This is a genomic window from Pelagibius marinus (assembly GCF_014925385.1).
Classification (GTDB): domain Bacteria; phylum Pseudomonadota; class Alphaproteobacteria; order Kiloniellales; family Kiloniellaceae; genus Pelagibius; species Pelagibius marinus.
Window position 1 is genome coordinate 425,900 of sequence record NZ_JACSDK010000009.1, and the last position, 26,286, is coordinate 452,185.

General features: G+C 68.2%; 21 protein-coding genes and 1 tRNA gene. 11 read left to right on the plus strand and 11 right to left on the minus strand.

The annotated features are described in order from the left end of the window. The first annotated feature begins 145 nt into the window (after window positions 1-145). From H7X47_RS11910 to H7X47_RS11925, 4 genes are all read left to right on the plus strand, one after another. A complete protein-coding gene (locus tag H7X47_RS11910) occupies window positions 146-2,797 on the plus strand; it encodes a Mur ligase family protein (RefSeq protein ID WP_193368878.1) in 2,652 nt (883 codons plus the stop codon). Between the two features lie 118 nt (window positions 2,798-2,915). Continuing rightward, window positions 2,916-3,500: a LemA family protein gene (locus tag H7X47_RS11915; protein WP_193368879.1), complete on the plus strand. Its 585-nt coding sequence runs from the start codon at window positions 2,916-2,918 to the stop codon at window positions 3,498-3,500. After that, window positions 3,497-5,455 carry a DUF2207 domain-containing protein gene (locus tag H7X47_RS11920; protein ID WP_193368880.1) on the plus strand — a complete coding sequence of 653 codons (1,959 nt, stop codon included), beginning with the start codon at window positions 3,497-3,499 and terminating at the stop codon, window positions 5,453-5,455. The genes H7X47_RS11915 and H7X47_RS11920 overlap by 4 nt, the downstream gene beginning before the upstream one ends. Before the next feature lie 23 nt (window positions 5,456-5,478). Further along, window positions 5,479-7,473 (plus strand): DUF2207 domain-containing protein, encoded by a 1,995-nt coding sequence (locus H7X47_RS11925; RefSeq protein WP_193368881.1) that lies wholly within the window; start codon window positions 5,479-5,481, stop codon window positions 7,471-7,473. A 36-nt stretch (window positions 7,474-7,509) separates the two neighbouring features. Here the strand turns inward: H7X47_RS11925 and H7X47_RS11930 are convergent, their stop codons facing one another. After that, entirely contained in the window at window positions 7,510-8,739 is a 1,230-nt protein-coding gene (locus H7X47_RS11930) for a pyridoxal-phosphate-dependent aminotransferase family protein (protein WP_193368882.1), read from the minus strand. Between the two features lie 224 nt (window positions 8,740-8,963). On the opposite strand from H7X47_RS11930, the gene H7X47_RS11935 reads away from it, so the two are divergent. Together H7X47_RS11935 and H7X47_RS11940 are read left to right on the plus strand one after the other, a co-directional pair. Further along, on the plus strand, window positions 8,964-10,118 hold the full coding sequence (locus H7X47_RS11935) for an aminodeoxychorismate synthase component I (protein WP_193368883.1): 1,155 nt from the start codon (window positions 8,964-8,966) through the stop codon (window positions 10,116-10,118). After that, window positions 10,079-10,732: an aminotransferase class IV family protein gene (locus tag H7X47_RS11940; protein ID WP_193368884.1), complete on the plus strand. Its 654-nt coding sequence runs from the start codon at window positions 10,079-10,081 to the stop codon at window positions 10,730-10,732. The genes H7X47_RS11935 and H7X47_RS11940 overlap by 40 nt, the downstream gene beginning before the upstream one ends. A gap of 84 nt (window positions 10,733-10,816) precedes the next feature. Here H7X47_RS11940 and H7X47_RS11945 read toward each other — a convergent pair whose 3' ends face one another. After that, window positions 10,817-11,404, minus strand: a complete 588-nt coding sequence (locus H7X47_RS11945) for a YdeI/OmpD-associated family protein (RefSeq protein WP_193368885.1) — start codon at window positions 11,402-11,404, stop codon at window positions 10,817-10,819. A gap of 190 nt (window positions 11,405-11,594) precedes the next feature. On the opposite strand from H7X47_RS11945, the gene H7X47_RS11950 reads away from it, so the two are divergent. Next, window positions 11,595-13,157, plus strand: coding sequence for a phospholipase D-like domain-containing protein (locus tag H7X47_RS11950; RefSeq protein ID WP_193368886.1), 1,563 nt, complete (start codon window positions 11,595-11,597; stop codon window positions 13,155-13,157). A gap of 304 nt (window positions 13,158-13,461) precedes the next feature. Here the strand turns inward: H7X47_RS11950 and H7X47_RS11955 are convergent. After that, a tRNA-Ser gene (locus H7X47_RS11955) sits at window positions 13,462-13,551 on the minus strand. Window positions 13,552-13,950: 399 nt separating this feature from the next. Between H7X47_RS11955 and H7X47_RS11960 the strand changes: the two genes are divergently transcribed. Then, window positions 13,951-14,289 carry a hypothetical protein gene (locus tag H7X47_RS11960; protein WP_193368887.1) on the plus strand — a complete coding sequence of 113 codons (339 nt, stop codon included), beginning with the start codon at window positions 13,951-13,953 and terminating at the stop codon, window positions 14,287-14,289. A 34-nt stretch (window positions 14,290-14,323) separates the two neighbouring features. On the opposite strand, the gene lepA is transcribed toward H7X47_RS11960, so the two are convergent. Next, window positions 14,324-16,126, minus strand: a complete 1,803-nt coding sequence (lepA, locus tag H7X47_RS11965; protein WP_193368888.1) for a translation elongation factor 4 — start codon at window positions 16,124-16,126, stop codon at window positions 14,324-14,326. 223 nt (window positions 16,127-16,349) lie between these two features. Here lepA and H7X47_RS11970 point away from each other — a divergent pair, with 223 nt between their 5' ends. From H7X47_RS11970 to H7X47_RS11980, 3 genes are all read left to right on the plus strand, one after another. After that, window positions 16,350-16,652 carry a hypothetical protein gene (locus tag H7X47_RS11970; protein ID WP_193368889.1) on the plus strand — a complete coding sequence of 101 codons (303 nt, stop codon included), beginning with the start codon at window positions 16,350-16,352 and terminating at the stop codon, window positions 16,650-16,652. Between the two features lie 201 nt (window positions 16,653-16,853). Further along, on the plus strand, window positions 16,854-17,138 hold the full coding sequence (locus H7X47_RS11975; protein ID WP_193368890.1) for a hypothetical protein: 285 nt from the start codon (window positions 16,854-16,856) through the stop codon (window positions 17,136-17,138). A 343-nt stretch (window positions 17,139-17,481) separates the two neighbouring features. Continuing rightward, window positions 17,482-17,661 carry a hypothetical protein gene (locus H7X47_RS11980; RefSeq protein ID WP_193368891.1) on the plus strand — a complete coding sequence of 60 codons (180 nt, stop codon included), beginning with the start codon at window positions 17,482-17,484 and terminating at the stop codon, window positions 17,659-17,661. Window positions 17,662-17,810: 149 nt separating this feature from the next. On the opposite strand, the gene pheT is transcribed toward H7X47_RS11980, so the two are convergent. The 7 genes from pheT to H7X47_RS12015 form a co-directional block, all read right to left on the minus strand. Next, window positions 17,811-20,210 (minus strand): phenylalanine--tRNA ligase subunit beta, encoded by a 2,400-nt coding sequence (gene pheT / locus H7X47_RS11985; protein WP_193368892.1) that lies wholly within the window; start codon window positions 20,208-20,210, stop codon window positions 17,811-17,813. Window positions 20,211-20,214: 4 nt separating this feature from the next. Continuing rightward, a complete protein-coding gene (gene pheS / locus H7X47_RS11990; protein ID WP_193368893.1) occupies window positions 20,215-21,285 on the minus strand; it encodes a phenylalanine--tRNA ligase subunit alpha in 1,071 nt (356 codons plus the stop codon). 101 nt (window positions 21,286-21,386) lie between these two features. Then, window positions 21,387-21,743: a 50S ribosomal protein L20 gene (gene rplT / locus H7X47_RS11995; RefSeq protein WP_193368894.1), complete on the minus strand. Its 357-nt coding sequence runs from the start codon at window positions 21,741-21,743 to the stop codon at window positions 21,387-21,389. A 13-nt stretch (window positions 21,744-21,756) separates the two neighbouring features. Further along, complete coding sequence (rpmI, locus tag H7X47_RS12000; protein ID WP_193368895.1) at window positions 21,757-21,960, minus strand: 50S ribosomal protein L35; 204 nt, start codon at window positions 21,958-21,960, stop codon at window positions 21,757-21,759. Window positions 21,961-22,203: 243 nt separating this feature from the next. Further along, window positions 22,204-22,692 (minus strand): translation initiation factor IF-3, encoded by a 489-nt coding sequence (gene infC, locus H7X47_RS12005; protein WP_322096476.1) that lies wholly within the window; start codon window positions 22,690-22,692, stop codon window positions 22,204-22,206. Window positions 22,693-22,902: 210 nt separating this feature from the next. Next, window positions 22,903-24,855: a threonine--tRNA ligase gene (gene thrS, locus H7X47_RS12010; protein WP_193368896.1), complete on the minus strand. Its 1,953-nt coding sequence runs from the start codon at window positions 24,853-24,855 to the stop codon at window positions 22,903-22,905. A 127-nt stretch (window positions 24,856-24,982) separates the two neighbouring features. Continuing rightward, entirely contained in the window at window positions 24,983-26,197 is a 1,215-nt protein-coding gene (locus H7X47_RS12015) for a glycosyltransferase family 4 protein (RefSeq protein ID WP_193368897.1), read from the minus strand. Window positions 26,198-26,286 lie beyond the last annotated feature (89 nt).

The window sequence follows — 26,286 nt, forward strand, 5'->3', positions numbered from 1 at the left end:
CACCCTGGGGAAAGGGCGAATCGCGGACATGAAAATCACCAAGGCACGCGCCTATGCGGGCCCGAATGAGATCGCGGCGGTCCCGCTGGTCCACCTCCGCGTGGCGATTGAGGGACCCCGGAACCAGCTCGGGAGCCGGGTTGACGTGACCTGGCCCGATGACAGCATCTCACCGGAGCCCACCAGGGCGCTGCTGAAGCTGTTGCCCGGCCTGGCCGATCATCCCAGCACGACGGAGGAGCCCGGCGGCTTTGTCGCCGAACTGCGCCGCGCGCCGGGCCTGCCGCTGGGCTATGTTTCCGGGCGCATCGCCAGCGAACTGCAGCGCCGCGAGGGCGAGGCTCCTAAGCCGGTCGCCCTGCGGCGCCCCCCGGCAAAACAGGAGGACGGCGCGCCGGAAGACGGGGCCGAGGTCCAGGACATCTTCTTCCACTACGACGACCCCGAGATCGGCGTGCTGGCCGGCCAGGGCGGCGTCATCATCGCGCTGGGCCTGCTGCCGCCGGAGATGCGCCCGGCCCACCAGTACCGGCAGCCGATCGACGTCAAGCAGGTGCTCGACAACTATCTCAAGACCGCGCGGAGCATCGCGTTGGACCAGACGGCCCTGGCGCTGATCGAGGAGGCAAAGCGGCGCGACATTCCCTGGTTCGTCGTCGAGCGCAACCTGCGCGTCGTGCAGTTCGGCCAGGGCCGCCACCTGCAACGCATCCGCGAGACGGTCACCGACAAGGTTTCCAATACGGCCGCCCTGTTCCAGCGCGACAAGGCGACGACCAACCGCATCTTCTCCGAAGTGCTTCTTCCGGTGCCCCGGCAAATCGTCGTGCGCGACAAGGAGAGCGCCGTGCGCGCGGCCCGGACCCTGGGCTATCCCGTCGTGGTGAAGCCGGCGCGCGGCGGCAAGGGCAAGGGCGTCAGCGTGCAGTTGGAGGGCGACGAGGCCGTCGCGGAGGCCTTCGTCGTCGCCCGTCAGAGTCATCCGGAGGTTATTGTCGAGGGCTATATCGCCGGCTTCGACCACCGGGTCCTGGTGGTCGGCGGCCGCATCGTCGCCGCGGCCCAGCGCGTTCCCGGCGCCGTGACCGGCGGCGGTCGTCATACCATCGCCGAACTGGTGGCCGGGGTGAACAAGGACCCGCGCCGCGGCATCGGCTTCACCAAGCTGATGAACCGCCTCGAACTGGACCGCGAGGCGCTGCGCATGCTGGAAAAGCGCGGCTATACCGGCGACAGCATCCCGCCGAAGGGCGAGATGGTCCCTCTGCGCGGCACCGCCAACATCTCCACCGGCGGCACGGCGATCGACGTCACCGACCTTATCCACCCCGACAACCGCGTGATGCTGGAGCGGGCGGCGCGCATCTCCGGGCTGGACGTGGCGGGCGTCGACTTCCTGACCCGCGACATCTCGCGCTCCTACCGGGTGGTGGGCGGCGGCATCTGCGAGGTCAACTACTCGCCCGGCCTGCGCCCGCACCTGGTGGCGGCCCAGACCTCCGGTATTGAGCGCGACGTCGTCGGGCCCATCATCGAGCGGCTGTTCCCCGGCAAGAGCAATGGCCGCATCCCCATCGTTGCGGTCACCGGCACCAACGGCAAGACCACGACCTCGCGCATGACGGCCCATATCCTGCGCCGGGCCGGCGGCGAAATCGGCGTCGGGACGGTCGGCCTGGTGACCACCTCGGGCGCCGAGATCGACGGCCAGACGGTGGCCAGGGGCGACATCGCCGGCGCCAGCGGCGCCCGGGTGCTGCTGCGCGACCCCTCGGTGGAGGCCGCCGTCCTGGAGACCTCGCGCGGCGGCATCGTGAAAGGCGGCATGGCCTTCGACTGGTGCGACGTGAGCGCGGTGCTGAATATCGCGAACGACCATCTCGGGACCGACGGCATCGACAGCTTGGACGAGTTGGCGCGGATCAAGGGTCGCGTCGCCGAAGCCGCCCGCAAGCTCGCCGTGCTCAACAGCGATGACCCCCGCTGCCTTGCCTTGGCCGAGCTCAAGCCGGCGCAGGAGGTCTGCCTGATTTCACTGCTGCCCGCCGGCGCAGTCCTGCTCGATCATGTCGCCAAAGGCGGCCTGGCGATCAGCCTGGACGGAAACAACGATGCTCCAGGCATCCTGCTGCACCGCCCCGGCGCAAGCGATCCGGTCATCAAGGTGGGCGGCATTCCCGCCACTTTGGACGGGGCAGCGAAACACAACGTGCAGAACGCCATGGCGGCGATCGGCCTGGCCTACGGCCTCGGCATCTCTCTTCCGGGCATCGCCGCAGCGCTCGCCAGCTACGACAACACCTTCGACAGCAATCCCGGGCGCTTCAACATCTACGAAGGGCACCCTTTCACTGCCGTGCTGGACATGGCCCACAACCCGCATGGTGTTCTGGCCGCCTGCGAGGCCCTGAAGACCATGGAGGCGCCCGGTCGGCGCATCGGCCTCCTGGCGAACTTCGGCAACCGCCATGCTGAGCACATTGCCGAAACCGCGCAGATACTCGCGGGACAGTTCGACACCTTCATCTGCTCCCGCGATAAATGGTACAGCGAAGCCTTCAAGTCGATCCGCGGCTTTCCCTCGGAAGAGATCCCCAAGCGTATCGCGGCGGCACTGGTAGCGCAGGGGGTCGAGAGCAGCCGGATCATCACCATCGACGATGAAGTCGCGGCCATCGACAAGGCACTCGGCCTTGGCGGCGAGGGCGACCTGGTGGTGTTTTTCTCAGGCGATTCGGAGAGGTGCTGGCAGCGCATCGTCGACTACCGAAAGGCTGAAAAGGCGGAGTCGGCTTAGCCATGATTGAACCTTCCCCGCTGCCGCGGCGACCAACGGGAGGCGACGATCGACAAAGGCCGGTCCGCGGGCGCTTGCCCGCACCGCCATGCGTTCATTTCAGGGGTGGGAGATCCCGATGTCACTTGGAACCGTAATCGGCGCCCTCGTCGGGCTCGCCCTGCTGCTGCTGATCTGGGCAGTGCTGATCTACAACCGCCTGGTCGCCCGCAAGCAGCAGACCGAGGAAGGCTGGAGCGGCATCGACGTCCAGCTGAAGCGGCGCTCTAACCTGATCCCCAACCTGGTGGAGACGGTGAAGGCCTATACCAGCCACGAGCGCCGCACCCTGGAAGAGCTCACCCAGCTGCGCGGCCAGGCCCTGGCCGCCGAGAACGCCCCGGCCGGCGCCCGCGCCGCGGTGGAGACGCGCCTGGGCGGCGCCCTGGGGCATCTCTTCGCCGTGGCCGAGAACTATCCCGACCTGAAGGCCAGTAACAACTACCTGGCCCTGCAGGAAGAGCTGAGCGACATCGAGAACCATATCCAGATGGCCCGGCGCTACTACAACGGCTCGGTGCGCAACCTCAACACCCTGATCGGGTCCTTCCCGAGCAACCTCATCGCCCAGCGTTTCGGCTTCGTGGAGGCCGAGTACTATGAAGTGGACAGCGCCGCCGACCGCGTGCTGCCGGAGGTCCGCTTCGGGGAGGGCGGGACATGACCGGCCTCTGCCTGCGGCGCGCGCTCGTCGCGCTGCTCGCCCTCTTCGTCCTGGCCGCACCGGCCGCCGCGCAGGAGGACAACGACCGCATCCCGCGCTTCGCCGCCACCATCGTGGTCCAGGACAACGGCGACCTGACGGTCACCGAGGAGATCGACTTCCTGGTCATGCCCGGCAGCGAGAAGCACGGCATCTACCGCGACTTCCCCACCACCTACCGCGACGCCCTGGGCCTCAACACGCGGGTCGGCTTCGAGCTGCTGGAGGTCACGCGCAATGGCCGGGCGGAGCCCTATCTCCTGCAGCAGGCCGGCGCGGGCATACGCATACGCATCGGCGCCGCCGACGTGCTGATCGGCGAAGGCATCCACCGCTACAGCCTGACCTACCGCACCAGCCGCCAGCTGTTCTTCAACGCGGAGTCCGACGAGGTCTACTGGAACGTCACCGGCAACGACTGGGCCCATCCCATCGACCGCTCCGAGGCGACGGTTCATTTGCCGGCCGGTGCGCCGGTCGTCGACACCGCCGTCTTCACCGGCTACCTGGGCGAAGACGGCGCGGAAGCCACGGTCGGGCGCAGCGACGGCGGCGCGGTCACCTTCGCCACAACGCGGACGCTGGAGCCCGGCGAGGGCCTGACCATCGTCGTCGCCTTCCCCAAGGGCTTCGTGCCGCAGCCGGGCAGCGGCGAGCGCCTGGCCGCCGGCCTGCACGACAACCTGGGCCTGCTGGTCGGCGCTGTCGGCCTGCTGGTGGTCTTCGCCTTCTTCTACCTGCAATGGCGCGCCGTCGGCCGCGACCCCGACGCCGGCGTCATCGTACCGCGTTTCGAAGCGCCGCGCGGCCTCTCCCCGGCGGGCACGGGCTACGTCTGGGCGCGCTGCCGCGGCACCACCCTGCCGACCGCCCAGGCCTTCACCGTCGCGCTGACCAGCCTGGCCATCAAGGGACGGCTGACCATCGAAGAGGACGACAAGACCTACGTCCTGGAAGGCCGGCCCCGGGCCGAGGGGGAGACGCCCGCCCGCCTGCCGGGCGGCGAGGCGGCCGCCCTCTCGCGGCTCTTCCCGCTGGGCAACGAGAAGGTGGAGATCGAGCGCGCCTACGACGCCAAGATCGAAACCGCTGCCGACAAGGTGATGGCGGCCCTGAAGCGCGAGCACGCCAAGGTCTACTTCAAGCACAACACCTGGCACTGGCTGGGCGGCGTGGTGCTCGCCCTGCTGGGCATCGCCGCGGCGCTGACCCTGCAGTTCGGCGATATCGAGTTCCTCTTCATGGTTGCCTTCGGCATCATCTTCATCGGTGGCTTCACAACGCCCGCCGCGCTGATCGCCTACAAGCTGTCACCGCTGTGGGCGCAGGCCCTGAGCGGCGACACCAGGAACCTGGCCGGCACCATCTTCGGCAGCATCTTCATCCTGCCCTTCTTTGTGCCGGCCCTGGGCGGGGTCTACCTGATCTTCCAGGAGTTCGGCCTGCTGATGGCGCTGCTGGTGGGCCTCTACATCTTCCTCGTCGTACTGTTCTGGTTCCTCATGAAGGCGCCGACCCACCTGGGCCGCGACCTGCGCGACGAGATCGAGGGCTACCGCCTCTACCTCTCCGTCGCCGAAGCCAGCCAGATGAACCTGCTGACCGCCGAGCCGGAGATGACCCTGGACCTCTTCGAGCACCACCTGCCCTACGCCATGGCCCTGGGCGTCGAGGAGCAGTGGACCCGCCGCTTCACCGAGAACGCCAGCGCCGCGGTTCAGCAGGCCGCCGAAAGCGGCCGCAACTGGTACCGCTCCAGGTCCGGCCCCCGCAGTTTCACCGGCATGGCTCCCGCCCTGGCGAGCGGGCTCAGCCGCACGCTATCCAGCGCCGCGTCCCCGCCCAGCAGCAGCTCGTCGTCCGGCGGCGGCTCCTCGGGCGGCGGCGGCGGCGGTGGCGGCGGCGGCAGCTGGTAGCCGCGCTCACCTGGAGATCCCTCATGCGCCTCACACGGCACCTTTCTCTCCCCGGCCTGCCCCTGGGCTTGCTCCTGGGTCTGCTGCTCGCCTGCCTGGCGCCGCCCGCCAGCGCCCAGGACACCGACCCCGACCGTATCCCGCGTTTCGCCGCCGACATCGTGATCGAAGAGAGTGGCGATTTCCTGGTGACCGAGGAAATCGACTTCCTGGTCACGCCGGGCAGCAGGAAGCACGGCATCTACCGCGACTTCCCCACCACCTACAGCGGCTTCCTGGGGCTGCGCGACACGGTCGGCTTCGAGGTGCAAAAGGTGTCCCGCGACGGCGGGATGGAGCCCTACGTCCTTATCGAGGGGCCCGCCGGGGTGCGCCTGCGCATCGGGCGCGAGAACCTGCTGCTGCCCGCAGGCCTGCACCACTACCGCATCACCTACCGCACCAGCCGGCAACTGTTCTTCCACAGCGCCCGCGACGAGATCTACTGGGACGTCACCGGCAACGACTGGGCTCATCCGATCGACCACGCCGAGGCCACCATCCACCTGCCGCCGGGTGCCGTCGCCCGGGAGACCGCCGGCTATACCGGCTATGCCGGCGAAGACGGCAAGGACTACATCGAGAGCGTGCAGGCCGACGGCTCGGTCTATTTCGCCACGACCCGCAGCCTCCAGCCCGGCGAGGGGCTGACCATCGCAGTGGCCTTCCCCAAGGGCTACGTGAAGGAGCCGAGCTTCGGGGAGAAGCTGGGCCGCGCCGTCGCCGACAACCTGGGCCCGCTGGTCGCCTTCCTGGGCCTCGTCGTCGTCTTCTTCTACTTCCTGATCCAATGGCGCCGCGTCGGCCGCGACCCGGAGGCCGGCGTGATCATCCCGCTGTTCGAGGCGCCCGAGGATCTGTCGCCGGCGGCCACCGGCTACATCTGGGCCGCCACCCAGGGCAGCTCCTTCGGCAATACCAAGGCTTTCACCGTCGCCCTCACCAGCCTCGCCATCAAGGGGCTGCTGACCATCGACGAAAAGGGCAGCAAGTACACCGTGACCCGCGAGCCCGGGAAAGCGTCAGCCGAGAAGCTGCCGCCGGGCGAGGCGGCGGTCATGGAGGCGATGTTTCCCGGCGACCAGGAGAGCACGGTCATCAGGCCCAAGTACACGGAGGCCATCGGCTCGGCGGTCAAGCGCATCGGCGATGTGCTGCGCCGCGAGTACGACAAGGTCTACTTCCGTCACAACATGGGGTTCTGGTTCCTGGGCGTGCTGCTGGCGGTGGCCAGCGCGGTCGGCGGCCTGCTGATCCGGGCCGGTAACCTCGACCTGCTGCCCTTCATCGGCCTGGGCGGCCTCTTCGGCATCGTCTTCTCCATCCCGGTGGTGCTCATCGCCCGGCAGATCGTCTGGGACCTGGCCGCGGTGCTGCGCGGCGAGACGAAGCTGTCCTGGGGCGCGGTCATCATGCTGTTGTTCATCATCCCCTTCATGGTGCCCGGCCTCGCCGCCCTCTACTTCACCTACGACACCTTCGGGCTGCCGCTGGCACTGCTGGTCATCGCCCATCTCGCCAACCTGACGCTGTTCTGGTTCCTGCTGAAGGCGCCGACGCGCCTGGGCCGCGACCTGCTGGACCAGATCGAGGGCTACCTGCTCTACCTCACGGTGGCCGAGAAGGACCGCCTCAACATGCTGACCGCCGAGCCGGAGATGACGGTGGAACTCTTCGAGTACCACCTGCCCTACGCCATGGCGCTGGATGTGGAGAAGGAGTGGACCGCGCGCTTCACCGCCAGCGCCAGCGCGGCGGCCCGGGAAGCGGCGGTACAGCGCCAGCGGCGCTGGTACCACACGCGCGACCGCGGCAGCCTCTCCGACATCTCCCGCGCGACCAGCGGCCTGGCCGCGGGGCTCAGCAGCACGCTGAGCACCGCCTCGACGCGGCCCAGCAGCAGCGGCGGCTCCAGCGGCTCCTCGGGCGGCGGCTCCTCGGGCGGTGGCGGCGGTGGCGGCGGCGGCGGCAGCTGGTAGGCCCCGCCTCCACGTCCCGGCCTCCAGGTCCCGGTCTCAGGTCCCGGCGTTGCGCAGGTCGGTCTTGGCGGCGGCGGCCGGCGCCGGCAGGGGTTCGGCCAGGGAGGCGGCGGGCGCCCGGTCCCCGCCCTTCCCGCGGGCGCGGCCCAGCGCGCCGAGGGAGGTTTCAATGGACCCCAGGGTACCCAGCATCATCGCGCCGCTGACGTGGCCCATGTGGGCGATGCGGATTCCCTTGCCGTTAAGCTCCCCGATGCCCTCGCCCAGCATCACCCCGAAGGTGTCGTTGCAGTAGTCGCGCAGCAGCTGGGGATCGATGCCCTCGCTGCGCACGGTGGTGACCGAACTGCTGCGCGCCGCCGGGTCCAGCACGTTGAAGGCCAGCACGCCGCCTTCGGCCCAGACCGCGACGGCACGGCGCGTCGCCTCGCCCAGCAGGCGGTGGCGTTCGAAGACCGCCTCCAGGCCTTCCTCGAACAGCATGTCGATGGCCTGGCGCAGGCCGAAGAGCAGATGTTCGGGCGGGGTGCCGCAGTACTTCTCGTAGTGCAGCGGCCCTTCGCGCTTGGTCCAGTCCCAATAGGCCGTGCGCAGCCCGGCGCTGCGGTGCGCCGCCAGGGCGCGCGGGCCCGCCGCGTTGAAGCCCAGGCCCGGCGGACACATCAGGCCCTTCTGGGAGCCGGTGACCGCGACGTCGACGCCCCAGGCCTCCATCTCGAAGGGCATGGTGGCCAGCGAGGCGATGGCGTCGACCATGAAGAGGGCCCCGTGGCCGGAGGCCCGGATGGCGCGGCCGACCGCGGCCACGTCGTTCATGACGCTGGAGGCGGTGTCGACCTGGACCATGAGGATGGCCTTGATCTCCCCGGCGCTGTCGGCCTTGAGGCGCGCCTCGACGGCGGCCGGGTCGACGGCGTTGCGGAAGCCGAAGGACAGCTCCTCGATCTCGATGCCGATGAAGGCGGCCATGTCGCCCCACAGGGTGGCGAAGCGGCCGCTGCCCAGCACCAGCACCTTGTCGCCGCGCGACAGGGTGTTGGTCAGCGCCGCTTCCCAGGCGCCGTGGCCGTTGGCGGCGTAGATGTAGCTGCGGCCCGTGGTGGTGCCGAAGAGGCGCTTCAGATCCTCCAGGCAGCTGCTGGTGATCTCCAGCAGCGGACCGGTGTAGATCTCGACGGCCGGGCGGTGCATGGCGTTCAGCACCGCGTCGGGCACATTGGTGGGACCGGGGATCGCCAGGTATTCCCGGCCGTGGCGTAGGGTCATGAGGCAGGTCCAGCCAATAAAGTTGCGGCCTCGTAAAGTTAGGCCCGCCCCGGGCGCCGGGCAAGCGGCGCAGGGCCCGCGCATGGCAGGTCTGCGCCATTCCGGGTCGCCGCCAGGATCGCCCCGGCGCGCCCGGCGTACTACTGTAGGATCCTTCCCGAATGGTCCGGAATCCGGGCCGATTCACCGGTTGCCAGAGCCGGCTCTGCCGGAGATAAGGTGCCGTGCCACAGCGTTTCGTCCTTTTCGATGCCGGCCCGACAGGCCGCCCCGCGCTCTTCGCCGAGCCACGGCGGCTAATTGTCGCCTGGTCCGCCGAAGAGGTCCCCGCCGCCCTGGCGGCGCTGCGCCAGGCCCGCGACAACGGCCTTTGGCTGGCCGGCGCCTGCAGCTACGAACTGGGCTACCTGCTGGAGCCCAAGCTGGCGCCGCTGCTGCCGCAAGGCCGCCGCCTGCCGCTCATCTGTTTCGGCGTCTTCGACGGCCCCGATGAGGAAGCGGCGCAGAAGCTGCTCGCCGCGGCCCGGCGCGACGAAGCCGCCGCGCGCCTCTCGGCGCCGCGGCCCGACTGGTCCGAGACCGACTACCTGGCCGCCTTCGACCGGGTGGAGGCCTATATCGCCGCCGGCGACATCTACCAGGCCAACCTCACCTTTCCCATGAGCGCGCGCTACGAGGGACCGCCGCTGGGCCTCTACGCCGCCCTCAGCCGACTGCAACCGGTGCGCCACGGCGCCGTGGTGGCCCTGGGCGAAGGCCCGCTGCTGCTGTCGCGCTCGCCGGAGCTGTTCTTCCGGGTCGACGCCGAGGGGGTGATCGAGACCCGCCCCATGAAGGGCACCACGCCGCGCGGCGCCAGCCCGGAAGAGGATCGCGCGCTGGCCGACTTCCTGCGCAGCGACCCCAAGAACCGTGCCGAAAATCTGATGATCGTCGACCTGCTGCGCAACGACATCGGACGGGTGGCGCGCATCGGCAGCGTCGAGGTGCCGGAACTCTTCACCGTCGAGGACTACGCCACGGTGCACCAGATGACCTCGCTGGTGCGCGCCCGGCTGCGCGACGGCATCGGCCTGCCGGAGCTGTTGTACGCGCTCTTTCCCTGCGGCTCGGTCACCGGCGCGCCCAAGGTGCGGGCCATGGAGATCCTGCGCGAGCTGGAGCCGCAGGCGCGCGATGCCTATTGTGGCGCGATCGGCTGGGCGGGGCCGGACGGCAGCGCCGCCTTCAACGTGGCGATCCGCACCCTCTCGATCTTCGACGACGGCGCGGTGACCTTGAACGTCGGCGGCGGCGTGGTCTACGACAGCACCGGCCCGGCCGAATACGAGGAGGCCTTGTGGAAAGCCCGCTATACGAACTTGCCCCGGCCGGCCTGAAGGTCATCGAGACGCTGCGGTGGGAACCCGGTGAGGGCTTCTGCCGCCTGGCGCGGCATCTGGCCCGGGCCGGGCGGACCTGCGCCCGCCTGCGCTTCGCCTTCGACCGCGCGGCCTGCGAGGCGGCGCTCAGCGGTGCGGTCCAGGCGGCCCCGGCGCCCGCCCTGCGCTGCCGCCTCACCCTCGACCGGCAGGGACAGGTCGAGGTCACGGCGGCCCCCTTGGGAGAGGCCCCGGCGCAGTGGCACGGGACGGTCAGCCCCGAACGTCTCGCCGCCGAGGATCCCTGGCTGGCGGTGAAGACCACCCAGCGCCGGCTCTACGACGACACCCGGGCGGCCCTGCCGTCGGGGATCGACGAGGTGATCTTCCTCAATCAGGAGGGCGAGGTCTGCGAGGGCACCATCACCAATGTCTTCGCGCGCCTGGAAGGAAAGCTCGTCACGCCGCCGCTGGCCTGCGGCCTGCTGCCCGGCGTTCTGCGAGAGGAGCTGCTGGAGACCGGCGCCGCCGAGGAGCGGCGTCTCCGCCTGGACGAGCTGCGCGCCGCAGAGGCGGTCTTCCTCGGCAACTCCCTGCGCGGCCTGATCCCGGCGGAGCTGGTCCCGGCATAAGCGAAAGGGCCGGGATGAGAGTCCGACGGCACTCTGCAGGGCGCCGCCTGCCGCAGTGCCGGAATTCCTGATCGCCGGTCGGTTTCACCGATCGTGCAATCCCTTGCCGTCCAGGATTCTCGGCGCGCATTTCTCGATCCTCGACGCCCTGGTCTTGGACTGCTTGGGCTGAGAGAAGTAGAGGATGTATCCTCTTCGCCGGCCCGGCGTCAGGGCCTCGAAAGCCCTCTTCAGGTCCGGGTCTTCATCCAGCCTGACCGTGAGCTCTTCGGGGAACACGAGATCGTCCTTCCTGAAGTCCACCTTCAGGCCGGCTTTCTCCACCTCGATGGCTTCCTGGATATAGGCCTTCAGGACGGCTTCCTTCTCGGCGATTTCCGGGACGCTGGTGAACCTGATTATGCGCACCGAGCGCGAGTTTTCCCCGGGCGCGACGAGGAGTCCCTCGGTGTCCTTCAGCAGGACCCCCTTGAAGAAGGAAAGCACGCAGCCTTCCTTCAGTCCCCAGATGGTGGCCACGTTGCCTTGCTGGAAGGTGTAGCAGGGCGAGCGCCACTTGAACTCTTCGGTGACCGGGCAGTCGAGAAGGATCGCCCTCAGCGCCTCCAGCTCTTCGCGCCACTTCTTCGCCTTGGTGAAGAAGGCTTCGACCTTTGGGTTCACTTCGCTCATCGCCGGCTCCGCTGACTTGGCCCGGGCCGATTGTTGCCTACCCCCGTCTGCCTTGTCCATGGAGCCGGGCACAGGGCACCGGACCGCGCCGGGCAGGTGCGAAACCGGATGACTGGCTACGCAGGCAGGCTAGACTGGCCTCTGTTGGGAAAGTCGTCCGGAAACAGCCTATGCAGTTAAGAAGCCGGCCATGATACGTACCCTCACAGCCCTGGCGCCGGCCCTGTTGCTGGCGGCCTGTGCGAGCGAATTGCCGCGGGATCTGCCCCGGGCCGCGCCCGAGCACGCGCTGGCGCCGCAGCCCGGCGGCCCCCTGGCCGACATCGAGGCGCGGCTGCAGGCCCGCCTGGGGCCGGAGGAGTCGGGCTTTGAACTGCTGAACAGCAATACCGAGGGCCTGCGCTGGCGCCTGGCGCTGATCGATTCGGCGGAACACTCTCTCGACCTGCAGTACTACGTCTGGTGGGGCGACGAGACCGGGGCGCTGCTGATGAAGCGGATCATCCTGGCGGCGGACCGCGGCGTCAAAGTGCGCATCCTTGTCGACGACCTCACCACCATGCTGGCGAACGCCACCGAGCCCAGGCTGCGCGACGCCGCCGCCGCGGTTGTCGACGCCCACCCCAACATCGAGGTCCGGCTGTTCAATCCCTGGCGCTCGCGCAGCTTCGGCGGCCGCCTGCTGGATACGGTGATGAACTTCGAGCGCGCCAACCAGCGCATGCACAACAAGCTGATGATCGCGGACAACCGCGCCGCCGTCATCGGCGGGCGCAACCTTGGCAACGAGTACATGGGTCTCTCTCCGGCCTTCAATTTCCGCGACCTGGACACCATCGGCATCGGCCCCGTCGCCCGCCAGTCCTCGGAGGTCTTCGACCGCTTCTGGAACAGCCGGCTGGTGGCCTCCGCCGGCGCGATCGGCGTCGAGGTAACGCCCGAGGAACTGCAGAAGGGCTATCAGGCGATCAACCGGCGGCTCGCCGGCAACCCCTTGCTTTCCGAATTCAGGATCGAGCCCCAGACCTGGCGGGACCTGCTCGACGCCCTGGCCGCCGGCATGGCGGGCGGGCGCAGCCGGGTCTTTACCGACAACCCGGTGGACGACGGCGTCGAACACCTGATGCCGCAGGCGATCCGGGGGCTGCTGGAGAAGGCCGAGAACGAGGTCATTATCACCAACGCCTACATCATTCCCAACGGCAAGGTGGTCGACTGGATCGGCGGCGAGGTGAAGCGCGGCGTGCGCTACCGCGTCCTGACCAACTCGCTGGCTTCCCACGATGTGCCGGCGGTGAACAGCCATTACCGGATCTGGCGCGACAACCTGCTGCGCGCCGGCGTCGAGCTCTACGAGACGCGCTCGGACGCCGCCACCAAGGTCCGCCTCGCCGACACACCGCCGGTCGAGGGGGAGTTCATGGGCCTGCACGTGAAGGCCGTGGTGGTCGACCGCTGGTACGTCTTCATCGGGTCGATGAACTTCGACCCCAGGTCATGGCGCATCAACAGCGAGATGGGCGTCATCGTCGAGAGCCCGGCGCTGGCCGAGAAGCTCGCCGCCGTCATGGAGGTGGACATGCGCCCGGAGAATGCCTGGCGCCTGGAACTGGGCGAGCCCGGCAAGTACGGCGAGGAAGACGAGGTCCTCTGGATCGCCGGCGACACCACGCTGCGCCACCAGCCCACGCGCAGCACCTGGCAGCTGGTCCAGGACTTCCTCTTCGCCTTCTTCCCGCGCAGTCTTTATTGAGGGGCAGGCCAGCCGAAGCTCGAAGAGCGAAGGCTGGCGGAGAGGGTGGGATTCGAACCCCGCGAGCTCCGCGCGCAGCTTAAGGGTTGAGGGTTCGAACCCTCCCGGCAACCGGCGGGGCTTTTCCTGGAAGTGGCGGAGAGGGTGGGTTTGACGGCGGTCTGCTGACCGCCGCCCTGACGGGCGCCTCACTGTGTTCGGCGTCGCCGGCGTCTTGCTGACGCCGGCACGAACCAGGATCCGTCCACCACACCCCGCTTTCCCATACCAAAAGACCCCCGGCGCTGCCGGGGGTCTTTTGGTATGGCGGAGAGGGGGGGATTCGGACCCACGGGGGGGGTTCCCGCCCCCACGCGGTCCAGGCGTGCGCCTTAAGCCACTCGGCCACCTCTCCTCGGGCGCGGTCCCCTGCTTTCCCGTTAGGTCTTAGCGGAACCGGGTTTCACAATCCTGAATCAGGGGTGATCCGGGCCCGCGCCGAACCTCCCAAGGGGGGCGCGGGCGGGAAACTAGCCGAGGCCGGGCCCCGATGCAACGCCTTCCGGCCCCGACCCGGCCGGTCCCCGGGCTCTCTCCCTCCCGGGTCGCGGGGCCATCGCCCCTCCGCTTCAAGAGCTTGCGAGGCGGCGCAGTCTCGCCCGGAGGTTGGCCGAGGCGCCCCGCGGCTGCTACTATTGCGTCTTTCGGGGCCGCCTGCGGCCGTCGGAGCCAAACCCGGAACCTCCCGCAACCAGCGCTGGGGCAAAAAATCCGGGCCGTTCCGGCCGGCGCGGCGGCCGGAATGGGGGACTGGATGATCGTTGGCCGCGTCATCGGCTGGTTTTTGCTGTTCTGCGCCCTGGTGCTGCTGGGCTGGGACGCCGTCTCGTCCCTCGACAACGGCACCTGGGGCTTCGCCGTGCTTGGCCAGCGCTGGTACGAGATCGACCAGGCCCTCGGCGGCTTTACCCTGAATACCCTGCAAGCCGGCATCGAGCGCAACATCTCCGTCGACCTCTGGGACAACGTCTTCGCGCCCGTGCTGCTGTGGCCGGCGGTGGCGGTCTTTGTCGTGCCGGGCGTCGTCTTCCTGCTGCTGTTCCGGCGCTGGGGCGGCGGACGCACGCAGCGGCGTTTCAGCGGCAAGCGCTGAGCGGTCCAAACCGAGGCAGCGCGCGAAGCGCGGCCTAGTTATCGCTCATCTTCAGCGCCGCCAGGAAGGCCGACTGCGGAATTTCCACATTGCCGATATTGCGCATGCGCTTCTTGCCCGCCTTCTGCTTTTCCAGCAGCTTGCGCTTGCGGCTGACGTCGCCGCCGTAGCACTTGGCGGTGACGTCCTTGCGCAGCGCCGAGATGGTCTCGCGGGCGATAACCTTGCCGCCGATGGCCGCCTGGATCGCGATCTTGAAGAGCTGGCGCGGGATCAGGTCCTTCAGGCGCTCGCAGAGCATGCGCCCGCGCGTTTCCGCCTGGCCGCGGTGCACGATGATGGCCAGGGAGTCCACCGGCTCCTGGTTCACCAGGATCGAGACCTTCACCAGCTCGCTCTCGCGGTACTCCTCGATCTGGTAATCGAAGCTGGCATAGCCGCGCGAGACCGACTTCAGGCGGTCGTAGAAATCGAAGACCACTTCATTGAGCGGCAGGCGGTAGACCAGCATGGCGCGCGAACCGGCATAGGTCAGGTCGACCTGTTCGCCGCGGCGATCCTCGCAGAGCTTCAGTATCGGTCCGAGGAATTCGTCCGGCACCAGGATGGTCGCCTTGATCCAGGGCTCCTCGATGTGATCGATCTTCACCACGTCGGGCATGTCCGCCGGGTTGTGCAGCTCGATCATCTGGCCGTTGGTCATGTGGATCTTGTAGACCACCGAGGGGGCGGTGGTGACGAGGTCGAGATCGAACTCGCGCTCCAGGCGCTCCTGCACGATTTCCAGGTGCAGCAGGCCCAGGAAGCCGCAGCGGAAGCCGAAGCCCAGCGCCGCGCTGCTCTCCGCCTCGTACTGGAAGGAGGAGTCGTTGAGCGCCAGCTTCGACAGGGAGTCGCGCAGGTCCTCGTAGTCGGCGGCGTCGACCGGAAAGAGGCCGCAGAAGACCACCGGCACCGAGGGCTTGAAGCCGGGCAGCGGCTTGTCGGCCAGGCGGCGCTCGTCGGTGATGGTGTCGCCGACGTTGCAGTCGGCCACCGACTTGATGGAGGCGTTGATGAAGCCCAGCTCGCCGGGGCCCAGTTCCTTCAGGTTCACCATCTTGGGCGTGAAGGCGCCGACCTTGTCCACCAGGTGGGTGGCGCCGCTGCCCATCATGCGGATCTTCATGCCGGGGGTCAGCTTGCCGTCGATGACCCGCACCAGGGCGATGACGCCCAGGTAGCTGTCGTACCAGCTATCCACCAGCATGGCCTTCAGGGGCGCCGCGGCGTCGCCTTTGGGCGGCGGCAGGCGCTTGACCAGGGCCTCCAGCACCTCGGCCACGCCCTTGCCGGTCTTGGCGGAGATTTCCAGGGCGTCGGAGGCGTCGATGCCGATAACCTCCTCGATCTGCTCCTTCACCCGCTCGGGCTCGGCCGCCGGCAGGTCGACCTTGTTGAGGACCGGGATGATCTCGTGGTCGTTGTCGATGGCCAGGTAGACATTGGCCAGGGTCTGCGCCTCGACCCCCTGGGAGGCGTCGACCAGCAGCAGCGAGCCCTCGCAGGCCGCCAGCGAGCGGCTGACCTCGTAGGAGAAGTCCACGTGGCCCGGGGTGTCGATGAGGTTCAGCTCGTAGGTCTCGCCGTCCTGGGCGGTGAAGCTGAGGCGCACGGTCTGGGCCTTGATGGTGATACCGCGCTCGCGCTCCAGCTCCATCGAGTCGAGCACCTGCTCCTTCATCTCGCGGTCGCTGAGCCCGCCGCAGAGCTGGATCAGCCGGTCGGCCAGGGTCGATTTGCCGTGGTCGATATGGGCGATGATCGCGAAATTACGGATATGGGAAAGATCGGTCATGCTGGCTTGCGGACTGCCTCGGGAATACGGGTCCCGGAGATTTCGCCCCGGGGCCGGAATGGTTTCGGCGCGCAGGAAGATAGGGTGCGCCGCCCCGCTAATCAACGCTTCCCGTCGCCCCCCTGCCGGGCCGGCGCCGCCCGAATTTGTCTCGAAGTCGTCACACACCCTCTGCAAAGCAGCATGTTAGCCCTCAACCACTAGTGTTAGGGGGAGGACCCAGGTGAAGAGCCACAATATCCTGATCGAGCCGTGGCGCGAGAAGTCGAATTTTACCCACGAGCGGGGGGAGCGGCTGTTCCGCTGGACGGTGACCTACCGCTACGAGGACAGCCGGCCGGCCGAGGGCGCGCAGGGCGGCGTACGCTTCGGGCAGGGCACGGCCAGGACCCACGCGGAGGCGCGTCAGGCAGCGGAAGATTTTCTTGCAGAGCGGGGTGTGGAGTTGCATTGGCAGCCCCCCGCCAGTTCCACCACGCGAATTCTGACGCCCCGCTCCGGAAAGCCGCGCTTTCTTCAGCTTTGAGTATCCGGGCATTTTTGTTAATCTACCCGAAGATTTGGGGTGCATTGTCTCGATTCTTCACTGAATCTCAACGCGGGGCACGGAGAATCGCAGGCCTCAGTACACTGAGGACGAACGATGCGGAGAGGTTTCATGGGAAGTTTTTTCACGTCCGTGGGTGGCGGACTTCGCCTGGCAGCCTGTATTGCGATTGCAGGCGCTGTGTTCGCGGCGACCACGTCCCCCGCAGCAGCGGCGCGTAACGAGGCCCGCTGGTACCAGCAGAACTACTGCATGGTGAAGGCTTACGAGGCGATGGGTAAGAAGGACTTCGCGACCTACGACAAGAACGCCCGCAAGTCCCGCGCCTACCTGATCCGCCACGGCGTGCCGGAGCATCACATCCGGGAACTGGAAGCCTTCATCAACAAGACGATTCGCCAGACCAAGGCGAGCAACAAGGCACATCAGGGCCCGCGCATTTGCATGCAGTGGTACAGCACCTGAGGCAGTAGCTCCCGATACGGTCGCGGCGGCGCCCAAGCGGCAGGTCAATCGCAAGGCAGCGCCCCGACAAGGCCACGAGATCAAAGCCCGGCCCGGTCCACAAAGGACCGGGCCTTTTCTTTGTCCCGCTTCCATTCCGCCCGTCCCGCGTCGCGCGCACACGCTTCGCGCGCCCCCGGTTCGCGCGCCCTGGGGTCCACCGGCGGCCCAGCCGACTGTTGCATCCTTGCAACTCGAAGTGCGGAAATACCACAGGTAAACGGTTCTTAACCTTTCGTTAACCACACTCGACCGACCCTGGCCAGTGTCGCCGTATCCCGTTGATGGGCAGGGAAAATTCATTATGGACCGGAGAATCAGCGAAGCCGAGGCACGCGAATATGCCGCGATGACTTGGGCGCTGGCCGCGCGGGCGGAAGCCGCCGGCAATATCAAGCTAGCCAAGGAACTGGTTGAGCGGGCCCGCAAGGCCGACGAGCTTTGGGCCCGCTGCACGGACAGCGAGTACCGCCTGGCCCGCTGAACAGCGGAAAACCCGCCCCGCAGCCGCCTCACCGAGGGGCTATTCAGGGGTCGCAGATGACTTGTCTTTGATGGCCGATAGCCGCCGGCGGCCAGCCGGCGCGCTGCACCTTCGCCGGACCCGCAGCCCGGCCTTTCAGCCCCTGCCCCTCAGCCTCTCAGGGTGCCGCCCGTGGCCTTGGTGACCTGGGCCACCACCTTCTCCGCCACCGCCTCGATCTCCTGATCCGTCAGCGTCGCCTCGCGCGGCTGCAGCGTGACGGCGATGGCCAGCGACTTCTTGCCCGGCTCCACGCCCTTGCCCTGGTAGACGTCAAACAGCGACACCCCGGCGATCAGCGCCTTGTCGGCACCGCGCGCGGCGCGCAGCACCTTCTCCGCCGGCACCTCCTCGTCGACCAGGAAGGCGAAGTCGCGCGACACCGGCTGGAAGGGCGAAAGCTCCAGCAGGCTGCGCTTCTGCTTGCCGGCGCGCGGCAGCGGAATGGCGTCGAGGAAGACCTCGAAGGCCACCGCCGGGCCCTTCAGGTCCAGCGCCTTCAGCACCCGCGGGTGCAACTCGCCGAACTGGGCCAGCACCTTGGGGCCGAGGCGCAGCACGCCGGAGCGCCCGGGGTGGTACCAGCCCGGCGCGTCGCGGGTGACCTGCAGGTTCTCCACCGGCGCCTCGCAGGCGCCCAGCACCGCCTCGGCGTCGCCCTTGGCGTCGAAGACGTCGGCCGCCCGGGCCCCGCCGGCCCAGTGGCGCGGCTGGAACTCGCCGGCGCGCAGCCCGGCGGCCACGGTCAGCTGGCCTTCCGGCGTGTCGTCGACGTACTGCGGGCCGACCTCGAAGAGCGCCAGGTCGCCGTAGCCGCGGTCGGCGTTGCGCACGGCGGCGGTGGCGAGATTGGCCAGCGGCGTCGGCCGCATGACGTCCAGGTCGGCGGAAATCGGGTTGGCCAGGCGCAGGGCCTCTGCGCCGCCGCCGAAGAGCGCGGCCTCCTTGGAGGAGACGAAGGAGAAGGTCACCCCCTCCAACATGCCGCGCCAGACCAGCGCCGTGCGCGCCGCCGAGACGCGGCGCTGCGCCGCGGTCAGCACCGCGCGCGGCAGGTAGCTGTCGCGCGGCAGCTCGACCTCGGGAATGTCGTCGTAGCCGTGGATGCGCATGACTTCCTCGACCAGGCAGGCCTCGGACTCCACGTCGGGGCGCCAGCTCGGCGGCACCGCGGCGATCGCGCCGTTTTCCTGCGCCACCTCAAAGCCCAGGCGCTCCAGGATCTCCGCCTGGCGCGCCGGGGCGACCTCCATGCCGCCCAGCTCCGCAACGCGGGCCGGGCGCAGGGTGACGCGCCGCGTCTCCGGCGGAATCTCACCGGCGCTGACCACCTCGCTGGCCTCGCCGCCGCAGAGCTCCAGGATCAGGCGGGTGGCCACGTCCACGCCCCAGACCGCCGACTGCGGGTCCAGGCCGCGCTCGAAGCGGAAGCGGGCGTCGGAATGGATGCCGAGCTTGCGCCCCGTCCGGGCCACCATGTCCGGGTCGAAGAGCGCGACCTCAAGGAAGACGTTGGTGGTGTCCGCCTGGCAGCCCGACAGCTCGCCGCCCATGACGCCGCCGATGCCTTCGGGCCCGTTGTCGTCGTGGATGGCCACCATCTCGGCGTCCAGGGTGTAGGTGTCGCCGTCCAGGGCCAGGATCTCGGCGCCCGGCTGGGCGAAGCGCATGACCACGTCGCCCTTCACCTTGTCGGCGTCGAAGACGTGCAGCGGCCGGCCCAGGTCGTAGGTGACGTAGTTGGTGATGTCGACCAGCGCCGAGATGGGGCGCAGGCCGATGGCGCGCAGGCGGTCCTGCATCCACTTCGGGCTGGGGCCGTTCTTCACGCCGCGGAAGTAGCGCCCGGCGACGAAGGGACAGGCCTCCTGGCGGTCGGCCGGCAGGTCGCGCCGCCACTTGATGGGGCTCTCGAAGCCGCCCGGCTGGCGCGTGCTGTCGAAGGGCTTCAGGCTGCCGAGACCGGCGGCCACCAGGTCGCGGGCGACGCCGCGCACGCCCAGGCAGTCGCCGCGGTTCGGCGTGATGGCGATCTCGATGACCGGGTCGTTGAGGCCGGCGACCTCGGCGAAGGGCGCGCCGAGCGGCGCGTCCTCGGGCAGGTCGATGATGCCCTCGTGCTCGTCGGAAAGGCCCATCTCGCGTTCGGAGACCAGCATGCCGTTGGAGGCCTCGCCGCGGATCTTGCCGGCCTTCAGGGTCAGGTCGATGCCCGGCACGTAGCTGCCGACGGGGGCGAAGACGCCCTTCATGCCCGTGCGCGCGTTGGGCGCGCCGCAGACCACCTGCACCTCCTCCGTGCCGGTGTCGACGACGCAGACGCGCAGGCGGTCGGCGTTGGGGTGCGGGCGCGCCTCCTTCACGTAGGCCACGGTGAAGGGCTTCAGGGTCTCGGCGCGGTCCTCCACGCCCTCGACCTCCAGGCCGATCATCGACAGCTTGTCGGTGATCTCCTTCAGGGAAGCCCCGGTCTCCAGGTGGTCTTTCAGCCAGCTCAGCGTGAACTTCATGACGCTACATCCCCCTCACCATCGAGGGGATCTCCAGCGGCACGAAGCCGTAGTGCTTCAGCCAGCGCAGGTCGGACTCGAAGAAGATGCGCAGGTCCGGGAAGCCGTACTTCAGCATGGCGATGCGCTCGATCCCCATGCCGAAGGCGAAGCCCTGGTACTCCTCCGGGTCGATGCCGCAGTTGGCCAGCACCTTGGGGTGGACCATGCCGCAGCCGAGGATCTCCAGCCAGTCCTTGCCCGGGCCGATCTTCAGCTCGCCGCCCTCGCGCGAGCAGCCGATGTCGACCTCGGCCGAGGGCTCGGTGAAGGGGAAGTAGCTGGGCCGGAAGCGCAGCGGCAGGTCGTCGACGCCGAAGAAGGCGCGGCAGAAGGCCGTCAGCGTGCCCTTCAGGTGGCCCATGTGGCTCGCCTTGTCGATCACCAGACCCTCGACCTGATGGAACATCGGCGAGTGGGTGGCATCGTGGTCGGCGCGGAAGGTGCGGCCCGGCACGATGATGCGGATCGGCGGCTTCTGCGACAGCATGGTGCGGATCTGCACCGGCGAGGTGTGGGTGCGCAGCACCTTGCGGGAGCCGTCGGCGGCCGGCTGCATGTAGAAGGTGTCCATCTCCTGGCGCGCGGGATGCACCTCGGGGATGTTCAGGGCGGTGAAGTTGTGGAAGTCGTCCTCGATGTGCGGGCCCTCGGCGACCGAGAAGCCCATCTCGCCGAAGATCGCCGTCAGCTCCTCGAAGGTCTGGCTGATCGGGTGGATGCGGCCGGCCTCGGCCGGGCGCGCCGGCAGGGTGACGTCCACCGCTTCCTGGGCCAGGCGCGCCTCCAGGGCGCTCTCCTCCAGGTCGGACCGCCGCGCCTCCAGGGCCTGCGCGACCGCTTCCTTGACCTTGTTCAGCTGCTGGCCGGCTTCCTTGCGCGCGTCGGGCGACAGGCCGCCCAGGCTCTTCAGGCGCTGGGTCACCTCGCCCTTCTTGCCCAGCGCGGCCACGCGCAAAGACTCCAGCGCTTCCAGATCACCGGCCGCGGCCACGCGATCCAGAAGGCTGTTCTGCAGTTCCTCGAGGTTCTCCATTGATCCGCCTCTGCCGCCCCGTCCGGCGCGCCGCTGCGATAGGGCGCGCCTCTTAGCGGACGGGGGTCACTGGTTTACCGGAATGCTCAGGGCCCAAGAACTTACGCTTGGGCGGCCTTCGCCTGCTCCACCAGGGACTTAAAGGCTTCGGGCTCACGCACCGCCAGGTCGGACAACACCTTGCGGTCGAGCTCGATGCCGGCCCGCTTGATGCCGTTCATAAACTGGGAGTAGGTGAGGCCGTGAAGGCGGGCGCCGGCGTTGATGCGCTGGATCCACAGGGAGCGGAAGTTGCGCTTCTTAACGCGGCGGTCGCGATAGGCGTACTGCAGGCCCTTCTCGACCCGCTCGATCGCGACGGTATAGACGTTCTTGCCGCGGCCACGGTAGCCCTTGGCGCGCTTCATAACCTTCTGGTGACGGGCGTGAGTGGTTACGCCCCGCTTTGCTCGTGCCATGTCGTCGCCTCCCTTACTTCGCGTAAATCAGGAAGTTGCGCTTGACGATCTTGGCATCAGCATCGCTCAAGGTGCTCATGGCGCGCGTGCTGCGGATCATCTTCTGGGGGCGGCGGCGCATCATGTGGCGCTTGCCCGAGTGCTTGAACTTGACCTTGCCGGTGGCGGTGAAGCGGAAACGCTTCTTGGCCCCGGACTTATTCTTCAGCTTGGGCATTTTCCATCCTTTCTGAACGAAACCAGACGGTTGGAGCGGCTGGGCATGCCCTTTAGCCGGACCGCTCACTATGAGAACGCGGGGTTATAGCCCCCCGGAAGGGGGATTGCAAGGGACTCAGACGCGCCCGGACCCCGCGGAAATCCTGGGGTTTCGGGGCTCTGCCGGGGGAAATGGTTAACGCAGGGTCTCCGGGCCGCTGCCACGGGCGGCGCCGGGAGGCCGCCCGCCCGGGGGCGCCGCTTAACGCGGCGCCATGACCATGGTCATCTGGCGGCCTTCGATCTTGGGGAACTGCTCCACCTTGGCCTTCTCTTCCATCTCCTCGCGGACACGGTCGAGGACCTGCTTGCCGAGGTCCTGGTGGACCATCTCGCGGCCGCGGAAGCGCATGGTCACCTTGACCTTGTCGCCTTCGTCGATGAAGCGGTGGATGGCCCGCATCTTCACCTCGTAGTCGTGGGTGTCGATGTTGGGGCGCATCTTGATCTCCTTGACCTCGATGACCTTCTGCTTTTTGCGGGCCTCGTTCTTCTTCTTCTGGGCCTCGTAGCGGAAGCGGCCGTAGTCGAGAATCTTGCAGACCGGCGGATCGGCGTTGGGCGAGACCTCCATGAGGTCCAGCCCGGCGTCCTCGGCGCGGCGCAGCGCATCGGCGACGGAAACGACGCCGACCTGCTCTCCATCCTGGTCGACTAGGCGTACTTGGGGCGACGTGATCATGTCGTTCACACGCGGTCCGTCGCGGGACGGCGTGGCGTCAAAGGGTGGGCGTGCTATCGCTTAAGCTCCTTATTCCCGTTACAGGGGGTCCCATTCAGGCGTTTCCCTGGTCCCACCGCCGAAAGCGGCGACCTCCCCATCTCTCCGGCTGGGCGCTTCCGAGCTTGCCCCGGCTCACCGCCCCCCGAAATCTGCTGCATCAACCAAATTTACCTACAGCTATTGGCCCCGCGGCGGCTCTGCGCCCGGAACTGCTGCTTCTTCCCTGATCCTAGCTACTGCTTCGCCGAGCGCAAGGACCTCTTGATCCTTGCTGCCCAGGCGGCGCAGGGCGACCTTGCCTTCCTCGGCCTCGCGGCGCCCGACCACGGCGATGACCGGCACCTTGGCCAGCGAGTGTTCGCGCACCTTATAGTTGATTTTTTCGTTGCGCAGATCCGTCTCGACGCGAAGGCCCGCCACGGCGAAAGCGGCCCGCACCTCTTCGGCATAGTCGTTGGCGTCGGAGGTGATGGTCGCCACCACCGCCTGCTGCGGGGCCAACCAGAGCGGGAAGCGCCCGGCGTACTGCTCGATGAGGATGGCCAGGAAGCGCTCGAAGGAGCCGAGGATCGCCCGGTGCAGCATGACCGGGCGGTGCTTCCCGCCGTCTTCGCCGATGTAGTTGGCGCCCAGGCGCTCGGGCAGCACGAAATCGACCTGGAAGGTGCCGCACTGCCAGTCGCGGCCGATGGCGTCGCGCAGCACGAACTCCAGCTTCGGGCCGTAGAAGGCGCCCTCGCCGGGGTTCAGGGTGTAGTCCAGCCCGGCCTCCTCGACCGCGTCCTTCAGGGCCTGCTCGGCCTTGTCCCAGGTGGCGTCGTCGCCGGCGCGCACCGCCGGGCGGTCGGAGAACTTCACCACCAGCTCGTCGAAGCCGAAGTCGCGGTAGATCGTGCGCAGCAGGTCGCAGAAGATCACCGTCTCGCTGTTGATCTGGTCGGGCGTGCAGAAGATGTGGGCGTCGTCCTGGGTGAAGGCGCGCACCCGCATCATGCCGTGCAGCGCGCCGGAAGGCTCGTTGCGGTGGCAGGAGCCGAATTCCGCCATGCGCAGCGGCAGGTCGCGGTAGCTGGTGATGCCCTGCTTGAAGATCTGCACGTGGCCCGGGCAGTTCATCGGCTTCACCGCCAGGGAGCGTTCCTCGGACTCGGCGATGAACATGTGCTCGTGGAACTTCTCCCAGTGGCCCGAGGCCTCCCACAGCGAGCGGTCGATAAGCTGCGGCGTCTTCACCTCGACATAGCCGGCCGCCTCCAGGCGCTGGCGCATGTAGCGCTCCACCGTGCGGTAGAGGCTCCAGCCCTTGGGGTGCCAGAAGACCGAGCCGGCGGCCTCTTCCTGCATGTGGAAGAGGTTCATCTCCCGGCCCAGGCGCCGGTGGTCGCGCTTTTCGGCCTCCTCCAGCATGGTGAGGTAGGCCTTGAGCTGCTTTTCCGTCTCCCAGCAGGTGCCGTAGATACGCTGCAGCTGCTCGTTGCGGGCGTCGCCGCGCCAATAGGCGCCGGAGATCTTGGTCAGCTTGAAGGCATGGCCCAGCTTGCCCGTGGCGGGCAGATGCGGGCCGATGCAGAGGTCCAGCCAGTCGCCCTGGCGGTAGATCGAGATTTCCGCGTCGTCCGCCAGGGTTTCGATGTGCTCGGCCTTGTACTTCTCGCCGATCTCCGCGAAGTGCCGGATCGCCGCGTCGCGGTCCCAGACCTCGCGGATGATCTCCTCGTTGCGGTCGACGATCTCGTGCATCCGCTTCTCGATGACCACCAGATCGTCGGGCGTGAAGGGCTCGTCGCGGGCGAAATCGTAGTAGAAGCCGTTCTCGATGGCCGGGCCGAAGGTCACCTGGGTGCCGGGATAAAGTTCCTGCACCGCCTCGGCCAGCACGTGGGCGCAGTCGTGGCGCAGCAGTTCCAGGCTGTCCTCGTGGCCGGCGGTCACGATCTCCACCGCCGCGTCCTGCTCGATGGGGCGCGACAGGTCGCGCAGCGCGCCGTCGACCTTCACGGCCAGGGCCGCCTTGGCGAGCCCGGGCCCGATGGAAGCGGCGATCTCGCCACCGGTGACCGGCCCGTCGTAGCTGCGCGTGCTGCCGTCGGGAAGGGTGATGGAGAGCTTGCTTTGCGTCGTAACTGCCATGATAAATCCCGGAAATCCGGGTCCTGTTAGAAAGCGGGGGGACTTTAGAAGGATTACAAGGGCTGTCAAGCAGCGCCCCGGGAGGGGTGCGGTCAGCCGAGAGGCCCTGGGCGGTGCCCAGGGCCCATCAAGTTCGCGTGGCCCGCTGGCCGGCCCCGGCGCGCAGGACCTCGCGGTAGATGGCCAGGGTGCGCGCGCACATCTGGTCCTTGGAGAACTCGGCCCGGACCCGGGCGATGGCCTCGTCGTGCAGGCGGGCCCGAGCATCGGGCGCCAGGGAGAGGGCTTTGCGCAGCCCCTCGGCCAGGGCCTTGGGGTCGCCGGAGGGGAATAGGAAGCCGGTGCGCCCGGAAATCAGCTGCTCGCGCGCGCCACCGTGGTTGCTGGCCACCACCGGTCGGCCCATGGCCTGCGCCTCGCCCACCACGCGGCCGAAGCCTTCCGGGTCGGTCGAGGCCGAAACCACCACGTCGGAGAGCATGTAGGCCGCCGGCATGTCGTTGCACTCGTCCGTGATCGAGGCCCGGCTTTCGAGTTCGTAGCTGCCGATCAGCGCCTCCAGCTCGCGGCGGTAGCCGGTGCGGCCCTGGTCGGAGCCGACGAAGACGCAGCGGTAATCGATGTCGCGCAGGTGGGTCAGCGCCTCCAGCAGGACCGCCTGGCCCTTCCAGCGGCTGAGGCGACCGGGCATGAGGATCAGGGGCACGCCGTCGGGCAGGCGCCAGCGGGTGGAGAGCTGGATCATGCGCTCGGCCGAGACCCGGTCCGGGTCGAAGCGCGCCAGGTCGATGCCGCGGCGGATGACGCGCAGGCGCGCCGGGTCGACATTGTAGTTTTCGCGCACGTGCTCGGCGATGAACTCGGAGATGGCGATCACCCGCTCGCCCTCGGCCATGATTTGGTTGTAGCGCTTCTTGATGGCGTTGGAGAAATTGTAGGGTGCGTGGAAGGTGGTGATGAAGTGGGCGCCGGTATGCTGGCAGGCGGCCTTGGCCGACCAGGCAGGCGCGCGCGAGCGCACGTGCACCACATCGACCTTGTAGCTTTCGATGATGCGTTCCAGGCGCGCGATGTTGCGGTAGATGACGATGGGGTTCTTGGAGGCCACCGGCAGCTTCAGGTGCAGGGCGCCGGCGCGCTTCAGGTCGTTCTCCATCAGTCCGCCTTCGGAAACGACGATGGCGGTGCCGCCCGAGCCGACAATGGCCGCGGCAATCTCTACGGTGCCGCGCTCGGCGCCGCCCGTCACCAGGCTGGGCACGATCTGCAACACCACCGGGCCACCGCTGGCCGTGGCCCTTTCGACTTCTGTCACACCGATGTTAACGTCTGGAACGCTCATTGACCTTGCTGTTCCCGCTGCACGAAAGGCTCATGCCACAGAACTGCTTGCCACAGAAACCCTTTATTGTGAGTTAGCATGCCGCAATC

Excerpts from the sequence above, each read along its gene's own strand:
- H7X47_RS11915 (WP_193368879.1), top strand. The coding sequence starts at position 2,916 with ATGTCACTTGGAACCGTAATCGGCGCCCTCGTCGGGCTCGCCCTGCTG.
- H7X47_RS11920 (WP_193368880.1), top strand. The coding sequence starts at position 3,497 with ATGACCGGCCTCTGCCTGCGGCGCGCGCTCGTCGCGCTGCTCGCCCTC.
- H7X47_RS11925 (WP_193368881.1), top strand. The coding sequence starts at position 5,479 with ATGCGCCTCACACGGCACCTTTCTCTCCCCGGCCTGCCCCTGGGCTTG.
- H7X47_RS11930 (WP_193368882.1), bottom strand. The coding sequence starts at position 8,739 with ATGACCCTACGCCACGGCCGGGAATACCTGGCGATCCCCGGTCCCACC.
- H7X47_RS11945 (WP_193368885.1), bottom strand. The coding sequence starts at position 11,404 with ATGAGCGAAGTGAACCCAAAGGTCGAAGCCTTCTTCACCAAGGCGAAG.
- H7X47_RS11950 (WP_193368886.1), top strand. The coding sequence starts at position 11,595 with ATGATACGTACCCTCACAGCCCTGGCGCCGGCCCTGTTGCTGGCGGCC.
- H7X47_RS11960 (WP_193368887.1), top strand. The coding sequence starts at position 13,951 with ATGATCGTTGGCCGCGTCATCGGCTGGTTTTTGCTGTTCTGCGCCCTG.
- lepA (WP_193368888.1), bottom strand. The coding sequence starts at position 16,126 with ATGACCGATCTTTCCCATATCCGTAATTTCGCGATCATCGCCCATATC.
- H7X47_RS11980 (WP_193368891.1), top strand. The coding sequence starts at position 17,482 with ATGGACCGGAGAATCAGCGAAGCCGAGGCACGCGAATATGCCGCGATG.
- pheT (WP_193368892.1), bottom strand. The coding sequence starts at position 20,210 with ATGAAGTTCACGCTGAGCTGGCTGAAAGACCACCTGGAGACCGGGGCT.
- pheS (WP_193368893.1), bottom strand. The coding sequence starts at position 21,285 with ATGGAGAACCTCGAGGAACTGCAGAACAGCCTTCTGGATCGCGTGGCC.
- rplT (WP_193368894.1), bottom strand. The coding sequence starts at position 21,743 with ATGGCACGAGCAAAGCGGGGCGTAACCACTCACGCCCGTCACCAGAAG.
- rpmI (WP_193368895.1), bottom strand. The coding sequence starts at position 21,960 with ATGCCCAAGCTGAAGAATAAGTCCGGGGCCAAGAAGCGTTTCCGCTTC.
- thrS (WP_193368896.1), bottom strand. The coding sequence starts at position 24,855 with ATGGCAGTTACGACGCAAAGCAAGCTCTCCATCACCCTTCCCGACGGC.
- H7X47_RS12015 (WP_193368897.1), bottom strand. The coding sequence starts at position 26,197 with ATGAGCGTTCCAGACGTTAACATCGGTGTGACAGAAGTCGAAAGGGCC.